Source organism: Antarcticirhabdus aurantiaca, assembly GCF_009765365.1.
GTDB lineage: Bacteria > Pseudomonadota > Alphaproteobacteria > Rhizobiales > Rhizobiaceae > Antarcticirhabdus > Antarcticirhabdus aurantiaca.
In genome coordinates this window covers 40,844-63,888 of record NZ_VTOM01000008.1, presented here as the reverse complement: position 1 = coordinate 63,888, position 23,045 = coordinate 40,844, and the positions used below count along the sequence as shown (strand labels likewise).

Below are 23,045 nucleotides of genomic sequence, written 5' to 3'. Positions count from 1 at the left end.
CGATTGACCCGCCGGCGCGGGCTCGTGATAGAACGCCCACCCGAGCGCCAATCCGATGGACGGCCCATGTACAAGGCGACGACGCGACATATCACGGTGACGGTGACGCCGACCTATCTCGCGGACCAGTCGAAGCCGGACGAAGGCTCCTGGGTCTGGGCCTACACGGTCGAGATCGAGAACGGCAGCCGGGAGCCGGTGCAGCTGCGCTCGCGCCACTGGCGCATCACCGATGCCCGCGGCCACGTCGAGGAGGTCACGGGCCCCGGCGTCGTCGGCGAGGAACCGGTGCTCTCCCCCGGCGACAGCTTCACCTACACCTCGGGCTGCCCGCTGCCGACGCCCTCCGGCTTCATGACCGGCACCTATCGCATGCAGGGGCCCGACGGCGGCTTCTTCGACGTCGAGATCCCCGCCTTCTCGCTCGACCTTCCCGAAGAGCGCCGCACGCTCAACTGATGGCGCTGACCGTCCGCCGCGTCGCGATCGCGAACTACCGCTCGATCCGCCGCATCGCCTTTCCGCTGGAACCGCTGACCGTCTTCGTCGGCGCCAACGGCACGGGCAAGACCAACCTTTATCGCGCGCTGCAGCTCGCCCAGTTCGCAGCCCGCGGCACCCTTTCGGCCGAGATCGCCGGCGAAGGCGGCATGGAGGCGGTCTTCTGGGCCGGACGCCTGCCGAAGAACGAGGCCCTGCGAATCGCCGTGGAGGTGGAACTGGGCCCCGCGGCGGCGGAAGGGCCGGCGGTCCTCGCCTACGGCTTCGAGATCGGCTTCCGCATGCTGACCATGGCTGCCTTTCCTTTCGAGCCGCAGGTCAAGACGGAAACGCTGCATCGCCTGTCCGGCCGCCGCCGCACCCTGCTTCTCGAACGGCGCGGCCCGCGCCTCGCCGCGCGCCGCGAAGGCGACGGTCTCGTTCCGGTCGAACTCGATCTCCTGGCCTCCGAGACTGCCCTGTCGCGCCTGGAGGACGCCGGCGCCTTTCCGGAGATCGATCTGGCACGCCGCTCGCTGCTCGACTGGCGCTTCCACCATGCCCTGCGCACCGATCCGCAGGCGCCGATGCGCCGCCCGGCGCTCGCCGTCGCCAGCCCCACCCTCGACGCCGACGGCGCCAACCTCGCCGCCGTTCTCGCGACTCTCGTCCACATCCGCGAGGACACGGCCGAGCTCGACGCCGCGATCGCCGACGCCTTTCCCGGCGCCCGGCTCGACGTGCCCGAGCCGGGCCGCGAGGCGAGCTTCGGCCTCAGCTTCCGCGAGCATCCCCAGCGCGTCTTCGGCGCGAACGAGTTGTCGGACGGCACGCTGCGCTACCTGTCGCTCGCGGGCGCTCTTCTCGCCTATCGTCGCCCGGCTCTCCTCGCCTTCAACGAGCCGGAAGCGAGCCTCCATCCGGACCTTCTGCCGCCGCTGGCCCGGCTGATCGCCCGCGCCGCCGACGGCGGGGGATCGATCTGGCTCGTGACCCATTCGCCCGTTCTGGCGGACGCCCTAGCCAAGGCCGGCGGCCTGGTTCCCCGGCGCGTCGAGAAGGATCGCGAGGGGGCGACGAGCCTTGCCGGCCTCACGCGCTTCGGCGACTTCGCCGAGGTGGATACACCGGGAACTTGAACTTGGCCGCGACTGCAATCCGCGGCTTCACGCAAAATCAACACAGCGGGTTCTAAATCCGTGCCGATCCGCTCGGCCGCCAAGGAAGCAGCCGGCACGGGCGGCGGTAATGACATGCAGGCGCCGAATGCGACACTTGCGGACCCGCGTACGAACGATCGATGCATCGGCGGAGGCGGAAGCCCCTCCCGATCTCCCTCATCGATCCTGGCAGCTGCTCACCGAGAGCCTGCGCGAGGCCAATCACGCTTTGAGCGACAAGCTCCGGCACGTCGAGGCGGCGCTCGACAACATGTGCCAGGGTCTCTGCATGTTCGACGACGAGGCGCGCCTCCTCGTCTGCAATCGGCGCTATCGCGAAATCTTCGACCTCGCCGAGGATGAGGTCGCACTCGGCATGTCGCAGAGCGACCTCTGCGCCGCGCTCATCGAGCGGGGCGCCTATCCGCCCGGTACCTCGGTCGAGACCGTCATCGAACACACGCGCGCGGCCCTGCGCCGGAACGACGGCATTCCGATCCTGCGCGCCCTCGCAGACGGGCGGATGCTTTCGGTGCAGTATCGCCGCCTGGACGGTGGTGGTTGGGTCTCGACCTTCGAGGACGTGACGGAGCACCGGCGCACCGAGGCGCGCGCCGCGCATCTCGCCGGCCACGACGCGCTGACCGATCTCGTCAATGCGCGCACGCTTCGGCACGCCCCCCACCGACTGCTCGGCGCGTTCGATCGCGACAGGCCGGTTCTGGCGGCCTTCCAGCTCGACATTCTACGCTTCAAGGCGATCAACGACACCTACGGACACGCGGCGGGCGACGAGGTGCTGCGCATGGTGGCGGATCGCCTGCGCCAGGCGACGCGATCAGACGACGTCGTCGCGCGGCTCGGCGGCGACGAGTTCGCGATCCTTCGCCGCGTCGAGAACGACGTCGCCGCCATGAGCTTCGCCGAGCACCTGCGCCTGACGCTGTCCCGCTCCTTCGACCTCGGAGCGGACCGGGTGGAGGTCGGCGCCTGCGTCGGCGTGGCGCTGCGCGAGGGGATCGTCGGCGACGTGGAGCCGCTCCTTCGCGAGGCGGATCTCGCGCTGCGCTGCGCCAAGTCCGAGGACCGCGGCGAGGTGCGCGTCTTCGACGTGGCCATGGCGGACAGCGCGCAGATGCGCCGTGACCTCGAGCTGGAGCTCCGGCAGGCCCTCGTGCGCAGCGAGTTCGAGCTGCACTACCAGCCGCTGGTCGAGATCGACACCAAGCGCATCGTCGCCGCTGAAGCGCTGATCCGCTGGCGCCATCCCGAGCGCGGCCTCGTGCCGCCGGCGACCTTCATTCCCCTGGCGGAAGAGGTCGGGCTGATCGTGCCGATCGGCGACTGGGTGGTTCGGCAGGCCTGCGCCGACGCGACGCGATGGCCCGACCACATCGTGGTCGCGGTGAACGTGTCGAGCCTGCAGATGCGCCGGAAGGGCTTCGCCGAGCTCGTGCTGCGGACGCTCTCCGTGACCGGCCTTCCGCCCGAGCGGCTCGAACTGGAGTTGACGGAAAGCGCCCTTCTGGAAGACGACGACACGACGCTTCGCAACCTCGCCGGCTTGCGCGAGGCGGGCGTGCGCTTCGCCATCGACGATTTCGGCACGGGCTACGCCTCGCTGAGCTACCTGCGCCGCTTCCCCATCGACAAGATCAAGATCGACCGCTCCTTCGTGACGGATGCCGAAACGAGCGCCGACGCGCTCGCCATCATCCGCGCCGTCGCGGGCCTGGGCACCAGCCTCGGCATGACGACGGTGGTGGAAGGCGTCGAGACCGAGCAGCAGCTCGACCTCGCGCGCGGCGAGGGCGTCGATCAGGTGCAGGGCTACCTGATCAGCCGGCCGGTGCCCGAGGACGGCTTCTCCAGCCTCGTGAGCAAGGATCCCGGCTGACCGGCCGCCCGACTCATTCCCACTCGATCGTGCCGGGCGGCTTGGAGGTCACGTCGTAGACGACGCGGTTGACGCCCTTCACCTCGTTGATGATGCGCGTCGCGGCGTTGCCGAGGAACTCCATGTCGAAGGCATAGAAGTCCGCCGTCATGCCGTCGACGGAGGTGACCGCGCGCAGCGCCAGCACGAACTCGTAGGTGCGCCCGTCGCCCATGACGCCGACCGTCTGGACGGGCAGGAGCACCGCGAAGGCCTGCCAGATCGCGTCGTAGAGCCCGGCCTTGCGGATCTCGTCGATGAAGATCGCGTCGGCCTGGCGCAGGATGTCGAGCTTCTCGCGCGTCACCGCGCCGGGGCAGCGGATGGCGAGGCCCGGTCCCGGAAAGGGATGGCGGCCGACGAACTGGTCGGGCAGGCCGAGCTCGCGCCCGAGCTCGCGCACCTCGTCCTTGAAGAGCTCGCGCAGGGGCTCGACGAGCTTCATGTTCATGCGCTCGGGCAGCCCACCGACATTGTGGTGCGACTTGATCGTCACCGACGGGCCGCCGGTGAAGCTCACCGATTCGATCACGTCGGGATAAAGCGTGCCCTGCGCCAGGAAGTCGGCGCCGCCGAGCTTCTCGGCCTCGGCCTCGAAGGTCTCGATGAACAAGCGCCCGATCGTCTTGCGCTTCTTTTCCGGGTCCGTCTCGCCTTCGAGGGCGTCGAGGAAGGTGTCCTGAACCTCGGCATGGACGAGCGGGATGTTGTAGTGGTCGCGGAACATCGAGACCACCTGCTCCGCCTCGCCGAGGCGCAGGAGGCCGTGGTCGACGAAGATGCAGGTGAGCTGGTCGCCGATGGCCTCGTGGAGGAGCACGGCCGCGACGGAGGAGTCGACGCCGCCCGAAAGGCCGCAGATGACGCGCGACGATCCCACCTTCTGGCGGATCTCGGCGATCGCTTGGCTCCGGAAGGCGGCCATGGTCCAGGTGCCCGGCGCCCCGGCGATGCGATGGACGAAGTTGGAGATCAGCTTGGCGCCGTCCGGCGTGTGCGCGACCTCGGGGTGGAACTGCACGCCGTAGAAGCGGCGGCTCTCGTCGGCAATGGCCGCGAAGGGCGCGCCCGGCGATGCCGCGACGATCTCGAAGCCGGGGGGAAGCGCCGTCACCCGGTCGCCGTGGCTCATCCAGACCTGATGGCGCGTGCCCTCGGCCCATATGCCGTCGAAGAGCGGCGAGCCCTTCTTGACCTCCAGGAAGGCGCGCCCGAACTCGCGGTGAAGCCCGCCCTCGATGCGGCCGCCGAGCTGGGCGCACATGGTCTGCTGGCCGTAGCAGATGCCGAGCACCGGCAGGCCCGAGTCGAACAGGGCGTCCGGCGCGCGCGGCGAGCCGTCGTCGATCGTGGACGCAGGCGATCCCGAGAGGATGACGCCGCGCGGGCGCAAGCGCTCCAACCCTTCCGCGGCGGACTGGAAGGGAACGATCTCGGAATAGACCCCGGCCTCGCGGACGCGACGCGCGATGAGCTGCGTCACCTGGGAGCCGAAGTCGACGATGAGGATGGTGTCGGGGTGCTGGGTCATGGCGGACTTCTAAGGAGAAACGCCGGAAAGGCAAGGCGTCGCAACGATCGTCATCGAACAATCATCGCGCCGTCACGGCTTTGTCGCCGCCGGCGGGCCAAGGCAGGTGCCGCGATCAATCTCCCTTCGGAGCCGATTCCATGCGCCGTCTTCTCGCTTCATCCGCGCTCGCCGCGCTTCTCGTCGCGCCCGTCATGGCGCAGGACGCCCAGCCCGACGGCCGCGCCTTCCCCGCGACCCTGGCGGGCCAGGCGATCCTGCCCGCCGAGACCCTGGTGCCCGCCCCGGCCGACGCGCCGGAGCACTTCCGCCATGCCGGCAAGTTCACCACGCCCGACCGCCACCGCAGCGACGCGCTCGGCTCGGTCCCCGGCATGGACGGCAAGCGCCCGACCGGCCTGTCGCTGCCCTTCGACGGCCAGCCCGTGCAGGGCTTCTCCGGCATCAAGTCGGTGGGCGACGGCACCTACTGGACGCTTTCCGACAACGGCTTCGGCTCGAAGAGCAACTCGTCCGACGCCCTCCTGATGCTGCACCACATCCGCCCCGACTGGCAGGCCGGCACGGTGGAGCGGATGGAGACGGTGTTCCTCACCGATCCGAACCGCCTCGCCCCCTTCCCCATCGTCTCGGAAACGGAGGGCAAGCGCTACCTCACCGGCGCCGACTTCGACGTCGAATCGATCCAGCCGGACGAGACCGGCTTCTGGGTCGGCGAGGAGTTCGGCCCGTGGCTCCTGCGCTTCGACCGGCAGGGCCGGCTGGAAAGCGTCCACGCGACGCGCGTCGGCGAGACCGAGGTGAAGTCGCCGGACAACCCGACGCTCGTCCTGCCGGGCAAGCCGGACGCCCAGCCCACCGCCTTCAACATCAAGCGCTCGGGCGGCTACGAGGGGCTCGCCCGCTCGCCCGACGGCGCGAAGCTCTACGGCCTCCTGGAAGGCCCGGTCTACGTCGACGGCAAGGCCGAGACCACGCCGGACGGACGCACGGCGCTTCGCATCGTCGAGTTCGACGCGGCGGCGGGCGACTGGACCGGCCGCTCCTGGCTCTACCCGCTTCCCGAGGGCGGCGAGGCGATCGGCGACTTCAACATGATCGACGACACCCACGCCCTCGTCATCGAGCGCGACAACGGCGCCGGCCGGGAAGCCCAGGCCTGCGCCGGCGAGCCGGACGCCTCCTGTTTCGCCACGCCCGCCAAGCTGAAGCGCGTCGCCAAGATCGCGCTGACGCCGGAGGGCGCGGGCGAGCCGGTCGCCAAGATCGGCTACATCGACCTCATGGACATCCAGGACTCGAAGGGCCTAGCGCGCCAGGGCGGGATCGAGGGCGGCTACGACATGCCCTTCGTCACCATCGAGAACGTCGACCGCGTGGACGAGACGCACATCATCGTCGGCAACGACAACAACCTGCCCTTCTCGGCCGGCCGCGCGCTGAACAAGGCGGACGACACCGAGTTCGTGCTGCTCGAAGTCGGCGACTTCCTGAAGGCCGAGTGAGACTCAGGCGGGCGCGTCGAGGGGCGCGCCCGCTTCCAAGGCTTCGGCGAGCCGGTCCACGGCCTGGCCAAGGTTCTCGTCGACGACGTGGAGCAGCGTCGTCCAGTCGTCGTAGTGGTGCAGTTCGCTCGCCCCGTCCGAGATGCCGCGGAAGCCGCACAGCGGCACGCCGAATCGCCGGCAGGCGCGCATGACGGCGAAGGTCTCCATGTCCACCATCTCGGCGTCGACGCCGTCATAGCCCGCGCCCGACACGACGTTGCCGCCCGTCGACAGGCGAACGGCGGGAACGGCGGGAACGGCCGCAACGGGCAGCGCCAGCGGCACGTGAACGGGATGGTCGACGAAGGGCGTGACGCCCTTGGTGAAGCCGAGCGCCGAGGCGTCGACGTCGCGCCAGGCGACGCTCGCCGCGGCATAGACCGCGCCCTGTTCCAGGACGCGCGAGCCGGCCGAGCCGAGCGAGACGACGAGGTCGGGAAGGCCCCCGCCGCGCGCCAGAGCCGAAAGCGCGAGGCTTGTTTCGAGCGCCGCCTCGATCGGACCGACGCCCGTCATCCAGGGACGGATGCGCCGGCGCAGATGCGGCCCGTATTCCGCCGCCGCCGCCATGACGAAAAGCACGCGCCGGCCGCCGACAAGGGCGACGTCGGGCACGAGACCGGGATGCGCTGAACTCGTCATGGTCGGAGCTTCATCCCAGAACGTCCCGTCAGTTGAGCCACCAGATCGACGCGTTCAACAGCGTCGCATAGGAAACCCAGACCGCGTAAGGCACGAACAGCCAGGCCGAGATGCGATCCTGCCGCCACGCCACGCCGACAAAGGCGAGGATGGTGGCGAGAAGCAGCATCACCACCACCAGCGCAACGCCGGTCAGGTGGAGCGAGAAGAAGACGATCGGCCAGGCGAAGTTCAGGACGATCTGCACCCACCAGAGCCGTTGGGCCGTGACCCGCCGATGCTGCCAGACGCGCCAGCCGGCCACGCCGACGAGAATGTAGAGAACGAACCAGACCGGTCCGAAGACCCAGCCGGGCGGATTGAAGGCCGGCTTCTGGAGGCCGGCATACCATTCGCCCGGCGCCGTCAGAACACCGATCGTCGACCCGCCGCCGAGGGTGAACAGGAGGAACGCGATCAGAACCAGGATACGCAGACACAACTCCCGCGATTGGGCGCCATCAGAGGCGGCTCGTTCTCCGCTCTCAGCCACCACCTTGACGTTGCATCGCGGCGAAAAAAAAGCCGTCTGTGCCGGTTCTCCCCGGTGAAAGCAGCAATCCGCGGCCATCCCCAAGTTTTTCCGTCCGGTACCGTTCCGGCGCGCCCGGCAGCGCGTCGCGCCAGAGCGCCCTGGCATCTTCGACGCGGAACGCCGGATGCTTGGCGAGGAAGGCCGCGACGCGGTCGCGGTTCTCCTCGGGCAGCAGCGAGCAGGTCACGAAGACGAAGCGACCGCCCGGCCGCACGAAGGCGGCGGCCCGGTCGAGAACGCCGTCCTGCTCGCTCATCCGCTTGGCGACCGTCCCTTCCGACAAGCGCCACTTGGCATCCGGCCGACGCCGCCACGTGCCCGTGCCCGTGCAGGGGGCGTCGACGAGAACGAGGTCCATCGTGCCCGCGAGCGGCGACAGGTCGTCGCGCGGCGCGTGGACCTCGACGTTGGCGAGTCCGGCGCGGCGCAGGCGATCGTGGATCGGCGCGAGGCGCGTGCGGTCGGCATCGAAGGCGTGGATCTCACCGGTGTTGCGCATCGCGGCGCCGAGCGCCAGCGTCTTGCCGCCGGCGCCGGCGCAGTAGTCGAGGACGCGCTGCCCCTCCCCCGCGCCGGCGAGCAGCGCCACGAGCTGCGAGCCCTCGTCCTGGATCTCGAAATGTCCCTTCTGGAAGCCGGCCTCGACCTGGACGTTGGGGTGGCGCCGGTCGCCCTCGATCGGGTCGATGCGCAGGCCCGCCGGCGCGAGCGGGCTGCGATGCGCCTCGAAGGGCGCGAGCTCTCGCTCCACCGCCTCCGGCTCGGCGAGGAGCGTGTTGACGCGCATGTCGAGCGGGGGACGGGCGGCGAGCGCCTGCGCCTCGCCGATCCAATCGGCACCGAAGGCGTCCGCGAAGCGCGGCGCGAGCCAGTCGGGCAGGTCGGCGCGGATCGCGTCCGGCGCCTCGTCGAGGTCGCGGTTCAGGAAGGCGTCGAGGATCTGCCGGTCCGGCAGCGCCGGCGCGAAACGATCGCCATCGAGCGCGACCGCGAGCCGCTCGACGCTTCCGGACGGCTCGGCGAGCACGGCACCGATCACGAGGTCCGCCGGCGCGTTGCTGCCGATGCGCCAGGCGATCGAGCGCCGCCGCCGCAGAACGTCGTAGACGAGGTTGCCGATCGCCGCCCGGTCGCCCGAGCCGGCGAAGCGGTGGGACAGGCCCCAGTCCTTCAGCGCGTCGGCGACCGGCCGGCGCCGCGCATCCATGTCGGCGACGATCTCCGCCGCCGCCGCCATCCGCCCGCCTAGGCGCACGGGACGATCTCCCCGGGACGAGAAACGGGGACATGGGCGATGAGGCTGCGGCTGTGGGTCAATCGATTAGGCTTCGTAGGGGTTGAGGAGCTTCGCGCCGTTCGGCTCGACGTGCCGGATGTTGCGCGGGGGAACGACGAGGTCGGGTGTGACAGCAGTGGCGGCAATGAGGTCGGCATTGCTGGATTGACGATCCTGTTCCAGCATGCCGCGCGACCGCCGTATCGATATTCAAGTCGGCCTCAGGATAAGCGCCGCGGTGCCCCGCAACAAGGCGCCGGACTGACTGCAGAACGGCGGAAGGGCCGGGATCGCTCCCGGCCCTTCCGCTTCTTCGTCTCTGATCCCGATCGGCTTACTCGGCGGCCTGCTGCGGCGTCTCGGAGGTCACCGAGATTGCCGGCTCGCGGCCTTCGAGGACGCGGCTGGCAGCGCGCACGCCCGCTTCGTAGTCCGGATGGACGCGGCCGAAATGGACCATCTGCCGCTCGTAGATCTCCTCCGGAATGCCGCTCATCGCCGCCGCGATGTTGGCGAAGAGGCGCTTCTTCTCGCCCTCGTCGAAGAGGTTGAACAGCGCGCGGACCTGACCGTAGTCGTCGTTGCCGTCGCGATGGTTGTAGCGGTCGGCGTCGCCGTGGATGCGCAGCGGCGGCTCCTGCGCGGACTTGTCTTCGAACGGGCCGTTCACCGAGTTCGGCTCGTAATAGGCGTTCGGGTTGCCGGTCTTGAGGCCCCCGTAGACGTTCATCTGGCCGTCGCGGTGATAGTGGTGGACGGGAACGCGCGGCTGGTTGACCGGGATCGACTCGTAGTGCGTGCCGAGGCGGTAGCGATGCGCATCGGCATAGGAGAAGACGCGCGCCTGGAGCATCTTGTCCGGCGAATAGCCGATGCCCGGCACGATGTTGGAGGGCGAGAAGGCCGCCTGCTCGATCTCGGCGAAGTAGTTCTCCGGGTTCCGGTTCAGCTCGAGGACGCCGACGTCGATCGGCGGGTACTCGGCATGCGGCCAGACCTTGGTGAGGTCGAACGGGTTGTAGCTCGTCTTTCCGGCGTCGAGCTCGGGCATGATCTGGACCTGCACGGTCCAGCTCGGGAATTCGCCCTTCTCGATCTTGCCGAAGAGCTGCTCCTGGTAGTGCTCGCGCGTCTTGGCCGTGACCTGGTCGGCTTCCTCGTTGGTGAAGAACTTGTGGCCCTGCCGGGTCTTGAAGTGGAACTTCACCCAGTAGCGCTCGCCCGCGTCGTTCCAGAACGAGAAGGTGTGGCTGCCGTAGCCGTTCATGCGGGTCGGGTCGACCGGCAGGCCGCGGTCCGACATCAGGATCGTGACTTGGTGCAGCGACTCAGGGCTCAGCGACCAGAAGTCCCACATGGCGGTGGGCGAGCGCAGGTTCGTCTTCGGGTGGCGCTTCTGCGTGTGGATGAAGTCGGGGAACTTGTAGGCGTCGCGCACGAAGAAGACCGGCGTGTTGTTGCCGACGAGGTCCCAGTTACCCTCGCTCGTGTAGAACTTCAGCGCGAAGCCGCGCACGTCGCGCTCGGTGTCCGAGGCGCCCTGCTCGCCGGCGACGGTGGAGAAGCGCGCCAGCATCGGCGTCTGCGTGCCCGGCTGGAAGACCTTGGCCTTGGTGTACTTCGAGATGTCGCCGGTGATCGTCAGCGTGCCGTAGGCGCCCCAGCCCTTGGCGTGGACGACGCGCTCGGGAATGCGTTCGCGGTTCTGGTGCGCCAGCTTCTCGATCAGCTGGTAGTCCTGGAGAAGCACCGGGCCGCGCGAGCCCGCGGTCCAGGAGTTCTGGTTGTCCGGCACCGGTGCGCCGGCCGTCGTCGTCAGGGTCGTGCGATCCGTCATGCCTCGAGGCTCCTTCGCTTGGAATCGTTCCAGGCGAGAGATACCTGTTGCCGTCAATCGATCCCAATCGTATTTCCCGACCAGGCCGATCAGGAAAACCGATCAGACATGCTGACGACGCGCCAATTGCGTTATTTCGAAACCCTCTGCGACACGCTGCACTTCGGCCGGGCGGCCAAGCGCCTCAACGTCAGCCAGCCGGCTTTGTCGGGGCAGATCGCGCAGATGGAGGCCTTTTTCGGCGCGCCGCTCTTTGATCGCCGGCCGAACGGGGCGACGCTGACCCGCGAGGGTGAGGCGGTGCGCGCGGGCGCTGCCCGGGTTCTCGCCGAACTCCGGACGCTGGAAGCGCTGGCTCCTTCCGTCGGCGCCGTCCTGGAAGGGCGGCTGCGGCTCGGGCTCATCGCGACCGTCGCCCCCTATCTCCTGCCGAGCCTCCTGCCGCGGCTGCGCGCCAACCATCCGGCGCTGCGCTGCGAGGTGCGCGAGAGCCTGACGAAGAGCCTCGTCGAGGAGATCGTGCTCGGCGACCTCGATTGCGCCGTCGCGGCCCTGCCGCTCGAAGCGCCGGGGCTGGCGACGTTGCCGCTCACAGAGGACCCGTTCCTTCTCGCCGTGCCGAGCGCGGAGGCCGACCGCTTTCCCGCATCCCCGACCGTGTCGGACCTCGGGCGGGAGCGGCTCATCCTCCTGGAGGAGGGCCATTGTCTGCGCGACCAGGCGCTGCAGGTCTGCCGCCTCGCGGAGGCGGGAGAGCTCGCGAGCTTCGGCGCGACGAGCCTGACGACGATCCTGCAGATGGTGTCAGGCGGCCTCGGGGCGACGCTGGTGCCCAGCGTCGCGGCGCGGGCCGAGGCGCGGCCCGGGCTGACCTTTCTCGCCTTCGCCGATCCCGCCCCGGCCCGAAGCCTCGTTCTCGCCTTCCGCGCGTCCTCGCCGCGGCGACGCGACTTCGCCGCGCTGGCTCCGCTGATTCGCGATGCCTTGTCGGCGGAGCCGGCCGCGACCGCGGCCGCCGCTCAGTAGTCGACGACGCCGTCCAGGGCGTAGTGCTTGACCGACTTGCGGTTGGCGATGAGCTCGTCGACGCTCGGCTCGTTGCGCATTGCGCGGGCGATGGCGAGCTTCGTCGCCTCGTAATTGGTGCGGTAGAGGTCGCGCTTGTCGAGATTCGGGTCCTCCGCGCAGCGCGGATCGAGCCAGATCATGATGATCATGCACAGCTCGTCCAGGCCCTCGCGCGGCAGGATGCCCTCGATGATGCAGTCGACGATCGCGTCGCCCGTCGCGCCCTGAACGACGCCGCCGAGCAGCTCGACGTATTCGGCGCTGCGGATCGTCGCCTTCGTCGTCATCATCGTCGCCGGGCGGACGAGCTGGTTGAGATCGCGCACCACGAACATGCGCGTATGCCCCTCCGCCTGCCCCATCATCGAGGCGAAGGCCTGCCCCACGGGCCCCCGCACCGAGCCGATCAGCACCTCGGGCATCGCGTCGGTCGCCTGCCCCTCGGCCGCGAGCACGGTCGCCTCCCCGGTACGGAACCAGATGGGGGTGGCGGGGGCGGACTGGGGATCGGTCATGAAGGGTCACGTCTCGTTTCAGCGCCGGGCGTGTTGCCCAGGCGCAAGGCCCGGCAAGCCTCACTCTTCATCAACGGGCGGTCAAGCCGCACCGCGATGGTCGCTTCTCACATGAAGCGGCTTCTTCACTGCACGAGGCGGCGACTCGGAAGAAGGGCCTTTGTGACTTCGAGCAACTTGGCGGCAGCGTTATCGGCGTCCGAGGCGACGAAATGGAGACCGCTGCTCGCACAGTCGCGCAGTCCCTCGCTGATGCCATCATAATATCCGGACACGCGGCTTTTAAAGAATCCATCCTTATCGTAATTGGCGACGTACTTAACCTCGAGCACCACCAATTTCATCCCCTTATCCTTGATAACCTTGCATAACTTCGGATCAAGCGGTCCAAGACCGAAGCTTCCGAACCAAGGATCGGTATCCCGCACACCATCAGTGATGAGGATCGCGATCTTTTCAGGATCGCTGCTCCGCTCCCCTGTTCCTTGATCACCGAGCCCCGCATTGAAGCGATTGAAGGCGTTCGCGAAATTCGTGTGCTTACTGGCAACGGGTCTTGCCTTCTCCTCAAGGGAGGCGATGACATCTCCACCCAAGTCGGTCGGTCTCTGAATTCCCCAAGCGAAGTCGTCCGAGAAGAAGGCGGTTGAGATCCGGGTCTTCCACATCGAATTGGGTTTGGCATTCTCGCCGAGGATCTGGCGCGTCATGGTCTTTACCGCATCGCGCACGACGTCGATGCGCAGCCTCGCTCCTTCGCTCGGCTGCTTCTGCAAGGCTTCCTGATTCATGTCGTAGACCGACTTATCTGCCCACTCCGGCTCGACGATGTGGCAGGCGAAGGCGCAGGGACGCTCAATGCGCGTTCCCCGCCAGTCCTTCATTTTTCCGTTCTCGCGCATCCACTTGGCCGTGAAGGCTTCCAGCTTCTTCCGATCGTCATCGCTCGCCGCGATGTTCATGGACTCGGAGGCGTCCACGAGAACGTAGAAGTCGGTGTACTGCTTGCGCTGGATCGACGAAGTAGCCATGGCCGCGACGTTCATGCTGTCGATCCGCACGAGGGGGAGGAAGCTCGGTTTGATGCTCCCTTCGGCCGCGACCTTCACCGTCCGCTGTTCCTTATCCACCTGAATGACGATCGGGATCGACTTCAGCTCCGGCGGAAGGCTGGCGCGGCCAATGGCCAAGGCGGCTTCGTCAGGAGCGGCGTCGATATCCTTCTCAAGCTGTTTGGCGGCGGAGAGCGCGATCGCATCCACCGCTGCCTGGAGCGCGCTGGTGCCGCGATATTGCCGCGACAGGTCGACTGCGCCACCGAGGGCTGCGGCGAGCATGATGCCTACCAAGCCGGCCATGATACCGAAGTTGCCGGCTCCACTCCTGCAGAAACGGAAGTATAGCTTACTCATATCGCGCATCATGTGCCCCTGTGCGTGGGGAACAATCTGCAGCGATGTGCGTGTAAAAGGTGTTTACGCTACAACTCTCTGCCTCTTTCAGTATTCACACCTACTAAGCGGAACACAGTCAAATCGATAAATAACTACTATTTATCGATCTGCTCAAGCCCCGCCGCCGGGGTAGTTGGGGCTTTCGCGGGTGATGGTCACGTCGTGGGCGTGGCTCTCGCGAAGGCCGGCATTGGAGATGCGCACGAAGGTGGCGTTGCGGCGGAAGTCCTCCAGCGTCGGGGCGCCGGTGTAGCCCATGGCAGCGCGAAGGCCGCCGGCGAGCTGGTGGAGGACCGCCGAGACCGAGCCCTTGTAGGCGACCTGGCCCTCGATACCCTCGGGGACGAGCTTCAGCGTGTCGCGCACCTCGGCCTGGAAGTAGCGGTCGGCCGAGCCCCGCGCCATGGCGCCGACCGATCCCATGCCACGATAGGCTTTGAAGGAGCGGCCCTGGTGGAGGTAGACCTCGCCGGGGCTCTCTTCCGTGCCGGCCAGGAGCGAGCCGACCATGGCGGCCGAGGCGCCGGCGGCGAGCGCCTTGGCGAGATCGCCGGAGAACTTGATGCCGCCGTCGGCGATCACCGGGATGCCGGCCTTGTCGGCCTCGCCCACCGCGTCCATGACGGCCGAGAGCTGCGGCACCCCGACGCCCGCGACGATGCGGGTCGTGCAGATCGAGCCCGGCCCGATACCGACCTTGATGCCATCGGCGCCCGCGTCGATCAGCGCCCGGGTGCCCGCCGCCGTCGCGACGTTGCCGGCGATGACCTGCACCTCGTTGGAGATGCGCTTCACCCGCGTCACCGCGTCGAGGACGCGTTGCGAGTGGCCGTGGGCGGTGTCGACGACGACGAGGTCGACGCCCGCGTCGATCAGGCGCTCGGCGCGCTCGATGCCGTCGGCGCCGACGCTGGTCGCGGCGGCTGCGAGCAGGCGCCCGGCCGCGTCCTTGGCGGCGTTCGGGTTCAGCTGCGACTTCTCGATGTCCTTGACGGTGATCAGGCCGATGCAGTGCCCCTCCTTGTCGACCACGAGGAGCTTCTCGATCCGGTGCTTGTGGAGAAGGCGCTTGGCCTCTTCCTGGTCGACGGTCTCGCGCACCGTGATCAGGTTCTCCCGCGTCATGAGTTCGAATATCTTCTGCCGGTCGTCCGATGCGAAGCGCACGTCGCGGTTGGTCAGGATGCCGACGAGGCGGCCCTTGGAATGGCCGCCCTTCCCTGCGTTCTCGACGACGGGAATGCCGGAGATGCGGTGGATCGCCATCAGGGCGCGGGCGTCGCCCAGCGTCGCGTCCGGGCCGATGGTGACGGGGTTCACCACCATGCCGGACTCGAACTTCTTCACCTGCCGCACCTCTTCCGCCTGCTCCGCGGGCGACAGGTTGCGGTGGATGACGCCGATGCCGCCGGCCTGGGCCATGGCGATGGCGAGGCGCGACTCGGTCACCGTATCCATGGCGGCCGAGATGATCGGGAGGTTGAGCTTCAGGGTGCGGGTGATCGCGGTGCGGATGTCGACCTCGCCCGGCATCACCTCCGAATGTCCCGGCTGAAGCAGCACGTCGTCGAAGGTCAGCGCGGTCGCGCCGGTGGCGGTTTCGATGATCCGGGCCATTGCCAGTCCCTTACGCAGTCAGCCGAAGAAGGATGGCAAGGGCTGGTAGCATGGCGCCTCGGGGATGGGAAGGCGCCGGACAGCGCCTTCCGCCGCATCGCAGCACGAGAGCGGGCTCAGCCCTCCTCGACCGCGAACTGGTAGCTCGCCGGCACGTAGCGGAAGGCGTCGCCCACCGCCTCGACGAAGCCGATCGCCGGGAAGGGCAGATGATAGCCCATCACCGCCATGCGCTCGGACGCCAGCATGGCGGCGAGGCGCCGGCGCGTTTCGGCCGCCGCCTGCTTGTCCATGTCGAAGCGCACGTGCCAGTCCGGCCGCTGGAACGAGATCACGAAGTGGCTGAAGGTGTCGGCCGCCATCAGGACGCGGTTCTCGCCTTCGCCGAGCTCGAAGGCGAGCATGCCGGGCGTGTGGCCGAAGGCGGCCCGCGCGACCATGCCGGACACGATCTCGTCGCCGTCCGTCAGGAAGGTGATCCGCTCGCGCAGCGGCACGACCATGGCCTCCACCGCCTTGGCGTTGCCGGCCGCCGGACCGTTCTTCGCGGCGTCCGAGGTCCAGAAGTCCCATTCCGCCTGCCCCGCGACGACGCGCGCGTTCGGGAAGGCGGGCTGGCCTTCGGTCGTCATCAACCCGTTGATGTGGTCGCCGTGGAAGTGCGTCAGCGCGACGATCGTGATGTCCTCGGGCGCGAAGCCCGCGCCCGCCATGCGGTTGGCGAGGAGGCCCTGCCCGTTGTCCAGGCCGGCCGGGCCGAAGCCGGTGTCGACGAGAATCCGCTCCTCGCCCGCCTCGACGATCACGGGGTTGAAGAAGTTCGCGAAGCGGTTGGGCGGCAGGAGGTTGGCGCGCATCAGCTCGGCGACGCTTTCGGCGCTCTGGTCCTCGCCGAAGGTCGGATGCGGCCCCTCGCCCGGCCGGATGCCGTCGAGAACGGTGACGAGCGCCACGTCGCCGACCACCGTGCGGCGCCAGCCCGGCGCGAAGGGAAGGATGTCCTCGCCGCCGCCTGCCATCGCGCTTTCCTCCTCGGTCGGAGCGGTCGGATCCGCCTGCTGCGCGTCCTGCGCGCGCGCGCCGCCGATTGCAGCGGCGGACAAGGCCATGCCGCCCGCCGCAGCCTTCAGGGCCTGGCGTCGGCTCATCGTCGGCTTCAACACATCACCTCTCCCGAATCATCGTTCATCGCGCGGGGAAAGCAGGGCGCGGAGCGCCGACGGCAAGCCCCGATCACCCCTCCTTGTTCGGCGCGGCGTCGGAAACAGTTCGTAACGCAAGTTGGCTTTCCCGGCCCGCCGTCGATCTGGCATGGAACCCGCACCCGTCGCGGCGCCTTCCGGCCCTGCTTCCCCAGGGGTCGCCCGTCCCGTGAAACGCATCGTCCCGCTCGTCCTCGCCGTCGCCCTGTTCATGGAGAACATGGACTCGACGGTGATCGCCACCTCCCTCGCGACCATCGCGCGGGACATCGGCACGAGCCCGATCGCGCTGAAGCTGGCGCTGACCAGCTATTACGTCTCGCTCGCGATCTTCATCCCGATCTCCGGCAGGATGGCCGACCGCCTCGGCGCCAAGCTCGTGTTCCAGGGCGCGATCGCCGTCTTCATGCTCGGCTCGCTCGCCTGCGCCTTCGCGAACTCGCTGGAATCCTTCGTCCTCGCCCGCTTCCTCCAGGGCATGGGCGGGGCGATGATGACGCCCGTCGGCCGGCTTCTCCTGGTTCGCGCCTCGTCGAAGTCCGACCTCGTCGGCGCCATGACGTGGTTCTCGATCCCCGCCATGATCGGCCCGCTCGTGGGGCCGCCGATCGGCGGCGCCATCGCGACCTATGCCGACTGGCGCTGGATCTTCCTGATCAACCTGCCGATCGGCGCCATCGGCATCCTCCTCGCGCGCCGCTTCCTGCCGCACATCGATCCGATCCGCGGCGTCGCCTTCGACTGGCCGGGCTTCGCCCTGTCGGGCCTCGCCTGCGCCGGCCTCGTCTTCGGCCTGTCGGTGGTGTCGCTGCCGGCCCTACCGCCGGTGATGGGCGCGGGGCTTGCCGGGCTCGGCCTCGTCTTCGCCGCGCTCTATGTTCGCCATGCGCGGCGCACGAAAACGCCTGTCCTCGATCTCGGGCTCCTCGGCACGGCGCCCTCACTGCGCGCCTCGGTGATCGGCGGCGCGCTGTTTCGCATCGGCACGGGGGCGCAACCCTTTCTCCTACCCTTGATGCTCCAGCTCGGCTTCGGCTTCACCCCGCTCCAGTCGGGGCTCGTCACGGCCTCGACGGTGGGCGGCGCCATGGCGATGAAGTTCCTGGCGCGCCCGATGCTGAAGCGCTTCGGCTTCCGCGGCGCGCTCGTCCATACCTCCATCGTCGGCGGGCTGTCGCTCGCAGCCATCGGCCTCTACCGGCCCGAATGGACGGTGCCCGCGCTGATGCTGCTGCTTCTCGTCGGCGGCTTCTTCCGCTCGCTGTTCTTCACCGGCGTCAACGCCTTCGCCTTCGCCGACGTGCCGGGATCGAAGGCGGGCGACGCGACGGCGATGCTCGCGGCCTTTCAGCAGGTGTCGATCGCGATGGGCGTGGCGCTCGCCGGCGGCATCCTGGAGGCGGGCATCGTGATCGGCGGAACGGGCGAGGCGGCGCTCATCGACTTCACGATCGCCTTCGCAGTCGCCGGCCTCGTGACCTGCTCGGCCCTCTTCGCCTTCCTGCGGCTCCCCGCCACCGCCGGCGCCGAACTCTCCGGCCACCGCGCGCCGGCGGAGTGAGCCGCGGAAGCGGTCACGCCTGTCGCGATCCCGGCGAACGAGGCCTCAAACGATCGCGCGCCTTCGCGCGCCGCCGGCCCGGCGTCGGATGAGAAGCGAGCGGCCGATCTCGATCGTCACGGCTGGCCGAAGTCAGCCTCCGCGTCGTCGACGTCCTCGCCCGGCCCCTCGTCCCGGCGCCCCTTGAACCCCTTGGCGAGGAGGTAGAGCTCGACCGAGCCGTCGCGCGAGGCGGGCGGCTTGACGTGGTGGACGGCGGCGAAGTGGCGCTTGAGCTGGGCGAGGAGGTCGCCTTCGGTGCCGCCCTGGAAGGTCTTGCACAGGAAGTGGCCGCCCGGCTTCAGCACCGAGATCGCGAAATCCGCGGCCACCTCGCAAAGGTGCATGGTCCGCAGGTGGTCGGTGCGGCGATGGCCGGTGGTCGGCGCGGCCATGTCGGACAGGACGATATCCGGCGGCCCGCCCAGCGTCTCGATCAGGGCGCCGGGCGCCTGCTCGTCGAGAAAGTCCATGAGAAGGATCGTCGAGCCGGGAATGGGGTCGACGGGCAGATAGTCGATGCCGACGACGCGCACCTGATCGTCCGGCGAGCCGACGCGCTCCACCGCCACCTGGCACCATCCGCCGGGCGCCGCGCCGAGGTCGACGATCCGCGCGCCCTTCTTCAGGAGGTGGTAGCGGTCGTCGATCTCGATCAGCTTGTAGGCCGCACGCGAGCGCCAGCCCTCCGCCTTGGCGCGGCGCACATAGGGGTCGTTCAGCTGGCGCTGCAGCCAGGCGCGCGAGGAGGCCTTGAGGCCGCGCTTCTTCTTGACGTTGACGGTGAGGCCGCGGTCGCCGCTGGCCTTTCCGCCGGTTCCGCGTCCGGTGCTCATGCGTTCGTTCCGTATCCCTTGTCGGCGCCGTTGCCGCCGCGCCGCCAGACACCGTCGGCGACCATCATCTCGGTGAGCAGGCCCTCGCGGAGCCCGCGGTCGGCGACGCGAAGCGCCCGAGCCGGCCAGACGCGCCGGATCGCCTGGAGGATGGCGCAGCCCGCCAGCACCAGATCGGCGCGATCCGATCCGATGCAAGGGTTGGCGACGCGCTCCTCGAAGCTCCAACCGGCGATGGTGGCCACGAGCGAGTCGGCCTCGGAGCTGGTCAGCCAGAGCCCGTCCACCTGCCGCCTGTCGTAGCGCTCCAGGCCGAGATGGACGCCGGCCAGCGTCGTCACCGTGCCCGAGGTGCCGAGAAGGTGGAATCCCGGCTGCCCGACGATGGCCTCCAGCTTGTCGCGCCCGCCGAAGCTGGCGATCAGGATCGTCACCTCGTCGACCATGCGCTTGAACAGCTCGGGGGTGACGTTTCGCCCGCCATAGCGTTCGGCGAGGTTCACGACGCCGACGGGAAGCGAGGTCCAGGCGACGATGTTGTTCGACAGGCGCCGCGAGAAGCCGCTGCGCAGATCGAGGAGGGCGATCTCCGTCGAGCCGCCGCCGATGTCGAAGAGCACCGCGCCCTTGGCGGAGCGATCGACGAGCGAGCCGCAGCCGGACACGGCGAGCCGCGCCTCGGTCTCGCGGCTGACGATCTCGAGCTGCAGGCCCGTGCGGTCGCGCACGCGCTCGATGAACTCCTCGCCGTTCGACGCGGCGCGGCAGGCTTCCGTCGCGATGAGCCGCGAGGCCGCGATGCGCCGCGCCGAGAGCTTGTGCGAACAGATCTCCAGCGCCGCGATCGCGCGGTCCATGGCGATGGTCGACAGGCGTCCGGTGCGCCCCAATCCCTCGCCGAGGCGCACGATGCGCGAGAAGGCGTCGATCACGCGGAACTGGCCCGGCTTCGTGGGCACGGCGACGAGCAGGCGGCAATTGTTGGTGCCGAGATCGAGCGCGGCGTAGGCGGCCGGCCGCGGGCGCTCGCCCTCCGGCAAAAGCGCGGCACCGTTGGTGTGGCCATTGATCGGCTCGGGGCTTCGCTGCGGCGCGTCTCCGCGGCGCGGAGCCTGATTCGGTGGCGCAGGCCGCGCGGGGGGATGGCGGGCGCGCGGCTCGGCGGCGGACACGGCGACCCCTTCGGGGGCGCGCGAACGCTCGCCCGCCGGCTGCTTGTCGCCCGGCTTGCCCCAACGCCGCCCGCCGCGCCGGCGGACCTGCCGTGCGCCTTGGGCGAGCTTGCCGCTCGCGGCCTTGTCCGCCGCCGCGCGCTTCTCGGCCTGCGCGCCGGCAGCGACCGGCATCTGCGCCTTTCCCGCGCCGCCGCCTTTTCGGCGGCGCCGCTTCTGGCGCTTGGTCAAAGGCTCATCACCGTTCGGCCGCGCGTCGGCCGGCGACTCCCCCTTGCGCTCGGCACGGCCCGTCGGCCCCGCATTCGGCGCGGCGCCGGGTTTCGGCGCCTTTCGCTTGCGTCTTACGGATGTCGAAGGGGGCCGATGTCTCCGATCCAGCTCATGGATGCTCACACACGATCTCCGGCGATCGGCGCGCGGCTACGCGACGCGGATCACCTAATGTTTCAAGTCAGTTGATGCGGAGTGTATCAACTGACCCGTGAAGCACAAGGAGGGGCGAGCTGCTACTTCACAAGGACGCGCGTGCGCGCCGCCGCTCCCGTGGAATCCACGACCGAGAGCGCGACGAAGCCGGTGGCGTCCGGCGACCATTGCGCCGAGCGCCCGAGGACGTCCCGCGCCACCGGCCGCCCGTCGGCATACCAGGTGAAGGGAGGCCGGCCGTTGCGGACCTTGAGGAACAGGGTGCCGCCGGCCGCGTCGCCGAAGCCGACCTCCACCTGCGCCTTGTCCGGGGGATAAACGATCTCGGGCGCGAGGCCGCTTCTCGCCTCGGTCGCCGCGCGGCCGACGCGCTTCAAGGGCGGCGGCAGGGCGGCGCTGGCATCGGCGAGGATGCCGGGCGGCGGTCCCGGCAGGGCCACGGGCTTGCCCAGACGGGCGAAGACGTCGCGCATCATCGGGGCGGCCGAATCCTGGCCGACGAGGCCGGGCACCGGCGCGCCGTCCGGCCGGCCGAGCCAGACGCCGACGACGTGGCGCCCGTCATAACCGACCGTCCAGGCGTCGCGGTAGCCGTAGGAGGTGCCGGTCTTCCAGGCGATCGTGCCGGGCGACCCCTTGGCCGTCACCGGCGCCCCGGCGAGGATCGACGACACGTACCAGGCCGCCTGCTCCGACAGGATGCGCTTGGGAACCGGACCGGACAGGCCGGAGACGGGCTCGATGCGCAGCGGCTCGGCGAGGCCGCCATTGGCGATCCCGCCATAGATCGCGACGAGGTCGGTGAGGCGCAGGCCGATGCCGCCGAGGCCGATGGCGAGGCCCGGCAGCGAGCGGTCGCCGAGCTCCGGCTCGACCCCGGCCCGGCGCATGCGGTAGACGAGGCGGCTCGGACCAACGGCCGAAAGAAGCTCCACCGCCGGCAGGTTGCGCGACAGCTGCAGCGCCCGGCGCGCGGTGATCGTGCCCTCGAAGACGCGGTCGAAGTTCTCCGGAGCGTAACCGGCGAAGGCGGCGGGGCTGTCGTCGACGAGGCTCTCAGGATGGGCGACGCCGAGCTCGAAGGCGAGGCCGTAGATCAGGGGTTTGAGCGTCGAGCCCGGCGATCGCAGCGCGCGCGTCAGGTCCACGAAGCCCTGGCGCGAGGCGTCGAAGAGATCGGGCGAGCCGACGCTCGCGACGATCTCGCCCGTCGAGGCGTCGGAGACGAGGATGGCGAGGCTGACGGGCTTGGGCAGCTTGGAAACGGCGCCGCGGGCATAGGCTTCGAGGTCGGCCTGGGCGGTCTCGTCGAGCGTCAGGTCGATGCGCCAGGCGTCGGGGCGCTCGGCGTGGAGGCGCGCCGCGGCATGGGCGGCGAGGATCGGCAGCTCGCGCCGGGCGCTCGGCACGGGTTCGGCCATGGCATGCGTCGCTTCCGCCGGATCGAGGACGCCGAGCTCGCTCATCCGGGCGAGCACGCGGTCGCGGGCGCGCTTGGCGCGCTCGGGATATCGGTCGGGCCGGATGCGCTCGGGCGACTGCGGCATGGCGACGAGAAGCGCGGCTTCCGCCGCGGTGAGCCGGCCCGGCTCCTTGCCGAGCCAGGTGAGGCTCGCCGCCCGCACGCCCTCGACGTTGCCGCCGTAGGGCGCGAGGCGCAGGTACAGGCGCAGGATGTCGGACTTCGAGCGCGTGCGCTCCAGCGCGACGGCGCCGAGGATCTGGTCGAGCTTGGCCGCGAAGCTCCCCGTCGGCAGGCGCTCCAGCATGCGCGCGACCTGCATCGTCAGCGTCGAGCCGCCGGACACGACCCGCCGATGCTCGGCCATCTCGATCATCGAGCGGCCGAATGCGAGGAGATCGACGCCGTCATGCGCCTCGAAGCGGCGGTCCTCCCAGGCGAGCAGCATGCGCAGGTAGCGCGGATCGACGTCGTCCGGCCCGGCATCCAGCCGCCAGACGCCGCCGGGCGCGGCGAAGGCGCGCAGCAGCCGGCCGTGGCGGCCGAGCACCTCGGTGCCGACGGCCGGCTCGGCGAAGCCGGCAACGCGCCGCTCCACGGCGCGCTCGAAGGCGCCGTACGCCGCGAGCCCGAGCGCCAGCAGGATGAGGAGCGCGATGCTCCCGCCCTGCGCCAACCGCCTCAGCCGCGACATCGGCAGACGCCCT

At 69.5% G+C, this 23,045-nt stretch carries 19 protein-coding genes; 6 read left to right on the top strand and 13 right to left on the bottom strand.

The genetic code is table 11. The features are described from left to right. Window positions 1–66: 66 nt before the first annotated feature. From apaG to FZN60_RS11365, 3 genes are all read left to right on the top strand, one after another. Complete coding sequence (apaG, locus tag FZN60_RS11375) at window positions 67–459, top strand: Co2+/Mg2+ efflux facilitator ApaG/CorD (RefSeq protein WP_158873606.1); 393 nt, start codon at window positions 67–69, stop codon at window positions 457–459. Continuing rightward, window positions 459–1,619, top strand: a complete 1,161-nt coding sequence (locus tag FZN60_RS11370) for an AAA family ATPase (protein ID WP_158873605.1) — start codon at window positions 459–461, stop codon at window positions 1,617–1,619. The genes apaG and FZN60_RS11370 overlap by 1 nt, the downstream gene beginning before the upstream one ends. A 250-nt stretch (window positions 1,620–1,869) precedes the next feature. Further along, on the top strand, window positions 1,870–3,537 hold the full coding sequence (locus tag FZN60_RS11365; protein WP_246726717.1) for a putative bifunctional diguanylate cyclase/phosphodiesterase: 1,668 nt from the start codon (window positions 1,870–1,872) through the stop codon (window positions 3,535–3,537). A gap of 13 nt (window positions 3,538–3,550) precedes the next feature. On the opposite strand, the gene guaA is transcribed toward FZN60_RS11365, so the two are convergent. Next, window positions 3,551–5,107: a glutamine-hydrolyzing GMP synthase gene (gene guaA / locus FZN60_RS11360; protein ID WP_158873604.1), complete on the bottom strand. Its 1,557-nt coding sequence runs from the start codon at window positions 5,105–5,107 to the stop codon at window positions 3,551–3,553. A gap of 140 nt (window positions 5,108–5,247) precedes the next feature. Between guaA and FZN60_RS11355 the strand changes: the two genes are divergently transcribed. Then, a complete protein-coding gene (locus tag FZN60_RS11355) occupies window positions 5,248–6,612 on the top strand; it encodes an esterase-like activity of phytase family protein (RefSeq protein ID WP_158873603.1) in 1,365 nt (454 codons plus the stop codon). A gap of 3 nt (window positions 6,613–6,615) precedes the next feature. Here FZN60_RS11355 and FZN60_RS11350 read toward each other — a convergent pair whose 3' ends face one another. The 5 genes from FZN60_RS11350 to katA form a co-directional block, all read right to left on the bottom strand. Beyond that, window positions 6,616–7,296 carry a 5'-methylthioadenosine/S-adenosylhomocysteine nucleosidase gene (locus tag FZN60_RS11350; RefSeq protein ID WP_158873602.1) on the bottom strand — a complete coding sequence of 227 codons (681 nt, stop codon included), beginning with the start codon at window positions 7,294–7,296 and terminating at the stop codon, window positions 6,616–6,618. A gap of 28 nt (window positions 7,297–7,324) precedes the next feature. Then, entirely contained in the window at window positions 7,325–7,777 is a 453-nt protein-coding gene (locus tag FZN60_RS11345) for a TspO/MBR family protein (protein ID WP_369413036.1), read from the bottom strand. A gap of 43 nt (window positions 7,778–7,820) precedes the next feature. Next, window positions 7,821–9,125, bottom strand: coding sequence for an RsmB/NOP family class I SAM-dependent RNA methyltransferase (locus FZN60_RS11340; RefSeq protein WP_158873600.1), 1,305 nt, complete (start codon window positions 9,123–9,125; stop codon window positions 7,821–7,823). A 66-nt stretch (window positions 9,126–9,191) separates the two neighbouring features. Next, the gene (locus FZN60_RS11335; RefSeq protein WP_158873599.1) at window positions 9,192–9,332 is read right to left on the bottom strand and encodes a PIN domain-containing protein; all 141 of its coding nucleotides are present in this window, start codon (window positions 9,330–9,332) and stop codon (window positions 9,192–9,194) included. Window positions 9,333–9,480: 148 nt separating this feature from the next. Continuing rightward, window positions 9,481–10,983: a catalase KatA gene (gene katA / locus FZN60_RS11330; RefSeq protein WP_158873598.1), complete on the bottom strand. Its 1,503-nt coding sequence runs from the start codon at window positions 10,981–10,983 to the stop codon at window positions 9,481–9,483. Between the two features lie 108 nt (window positions 10,984–11,091). Between katA and FZN60_RS11325 the strand changes: the two genes are divergently transcribed. Further along, window positions 11,092–12,009 (top strand): hydrogen peroxide-inducible genes activator, encoded by a 918-nt coding sequence (locus tag FZN60_RS11325; protein WP_158873597.1) that lies wholly within the window; start codon window positions 11,092–11,094, stop codon window positions 12,007–12,009. Here the strand turns inward: FZN60_RS11325 and FZN60_RS11320 are convergent. The 4 genes from FZN60_RS11320 to FZN60_RS11305 all read right to left on the bottom strand — a co-directional run bounded on the left by FZN60_RS11320 (window position 12,003) and on the right by FZN60_RS11305 (window position 16,785). Next, complete coding sequence (locus FZN60_RS11320; protein ID WP_158873596.1) at window positions 12,003–12,566, bottom strand: formaldehyde-activating enzyme; 564 nt, start codon at window positions 12,564–12,566, stop codon at window positions 12,003–12,005. The two genes, FZN60_RS11325 and FZN60_RS11320, sit on opposite strands and share 7 nt — an antisense overlap. Before the next feature lie 125 nt (window positions 12,567–12,691). Then, window positions 12,692–13,924: a Tad domain-containing protein gene (locus FZN60_RS11315; RefSeq protein WP_158873595.1), complete on the bottom strand. Its 1,233-nt coding sequence runs from the start codon at window positions 13,922–13,924 to the stop codon at window positions 12,692–12,694. Between the two features lie 207 nt (window positions 13,925–14,131). Further along, window positions 14,132–15,637 (bottom strand): IMP dehydrogenase, encoded by a 1,506-nt coding sequence (gene guaB / locus FZN60_RS11310; protein ID WP_158873594.1) that lies wholly within the window; start codon window positions 15,635–15,637, stop codon window positions 14,132–14,134. A gap of 116 nt (window positions 15,638–15,753) precedes the next feature. Beyond that, window positions 15,754–16,785 carry an MBL fold metallo-hydrolase gene (locus FZN60_RS11305; protein ID WP_246726716.1) on the bottom strand — a complete coding sequence of 344 codons (1,032 nt, stop codon included), beginning with the start codon at window positions 16,783–16,785 and terminating at the stop codon, window positions 15,754–15,756. Window positions 16,786–17,008: 223 nt separating this feature from the next. On the opposite strand from FZN60_RS11305, the gene FZN60_RS11300 reads away from it, so the two are divergent. Next, window positions 17,009–18,400 (top strand): MFS transporter, encoded by a 1,392-nt coding sequence (locus FZN60_RS11300; RefSeq protein ID WP_158873593.1) that lies wholly within the window; start codon window positions 17,009–17,011, stop codon window positions 18,398–18,400. Between the two features lie 116 nt (window positions 18,401–18,516). Here the strand turns inward: FZN60_RS11300 and FZN60_RS11295 are convergent, their stop codons facing one another. The 3 genes from FZN60_RS11295 to pbpC form a co-directional block, all read right to left on the bottom strand. Continuing rightward, window positions 18,517–19,275, bottom strand: a complete 759-nt coding sequence (locus tag FZN60_RS11295) for an RlmE family RNA methyltransferase (protein WP_158873592.1) — start codon at window positions 19,273–19,275, stop codon at window positions 18,517–18,519. Then, the gene (locus FZN60_RS11290) at window positions 19,272–20,621 is read right to left on the bottom strand and encodes a Ppx/GppA phosphatase family protein (RefSeq protein ID WP_246726715.1); all 1,350 of its coding nucleotides are present in this window, start codon (window positions 20,619–20,621) and stop codon (window positions 19,272–19,274) included. Before FZN60_RS11290 ends, FZN60_RS11295 begins: the two co-directional genes overlap by 4 nt. A 335-nt stretch (window positions 20,622–20,956) precedes the next feature. Then, on the bottom strand, window positions 20,957–23,032 hold the full coding sequence (gene pbpC, locus FZN60_RS11285) for a penicillin-binding protein 1C (protein WP_158873591.1): 2,076 nt from the start codon (window positions 23,030–23,032) through the stop codon (window positions 20,957–20,959). Between the last annotated feature and the right edge of the window lie 13 nt (window positions 23,033–23,045).

Bases quoted from the DNA above. Each gene is read 5' to 3' on its own strand.
- FZN60_RS11335 (WP_158873599.1), bottom strand. From the start codon at position 9,332: ATGCTGGAACAGGATCGTCAATCCAGCAATGCCGACCTCATTGCCGCC.
- FZN60_RS11295 (WP_158873592.1), bottom strand. From the start codon at position 19,275: ATGAGCACCGGACGCGGAACCGGCGGAAAGGCCAGCGGCGACCGCGGC.
- FZN60_RS11315 (WP_158873595.1), bottom strand. From the start codon at position 13,924: ATGGCCGGCTTGGTAGGCATCATGCTCGCCGCAGCCCTCGGTGGCGCA.
- FZN60_RS11325 (WP_158873597.1), top strand. From the start codon at position 11,092: ATGCTGACGACGCGCCAATTGCGTTATTTCGAAACCCTCTGCGACACG.
- FZN60_RS11355 (WP_158873603.1), top strand. From the start codon at position 5,248: ATGCGCCGTCTTCTCGCTTCATCCGCGCTCGCCGCGCTTCTCGTCGCG.
- katA (WP_158873598.1), bottom strand. From the start codon at position 10,983: ATGACGGATCGCACGACCCTGACGACGACGGCCGGCGCACCGGTGCCG.
- apaG (WP_158873606.1), top strand. From the start codon at position 67: ATGTACAAGGCGACGACGCGACATATCACGGTGACGGTGACGCCGACC.
- FZN60_RS11290 (WP_246726715.1), bottom strand. From the start codon at position 20,621: ATGCCGGTCGCTGCCGGCGCGCAGGCCGAGAAGCGCGCGGCGGCGGAC.
- pbpC (WP_158873591.1), bottom strand. From the start codon at position 23,032: ATGTCGCGGCTGAGGCGGTTGGCGCAGGGCGGGAGCATCGCGCTCCTC.
- FZN60_RS11305 (WP_246726716.1), bottom strand. From the start codon at position 16,785: ATGAGCCGACGCCAGGCCCTGAAGGCTGCGGCGGGCGGCATGGCCTTG.
- FZN60_RS11370 (WP_158873605.1), top strand. From the start codon at position 459: ATGGCGCTGACCGTCCGCCGCGTCGCGATCGCGAACTACCGCTCGATC.
- FZN60_RS11320 (WP_158873596.1), bottom strand. From the start codon at position 12,566: ATGACCGATCCCCAGTCCGCCCCCGCCACCCCCATCTGGTTCCGTACC.
- FZN60_RS11350 (WP_158873602.1), bottom strand. From the start codon at position 7,296: ATGACGAGTTCAGCGCATCCCGGTCTCGTGCCCGACGTCGCCCTTGTC.
- guaB (WP_158873594.1), bottom strand. From the start codon at position 15,637: ATGGCCCGGATCATCGAAACCGCCACCGGCGCGACCGCGCTGACCTTC.
- guaA (WP_158873604.1), bottom strand. From the start codon at position 5,107: ATGACCCAGCACCCCGACACCATCCTCATCGTCGACTTCGGCTCCCAG.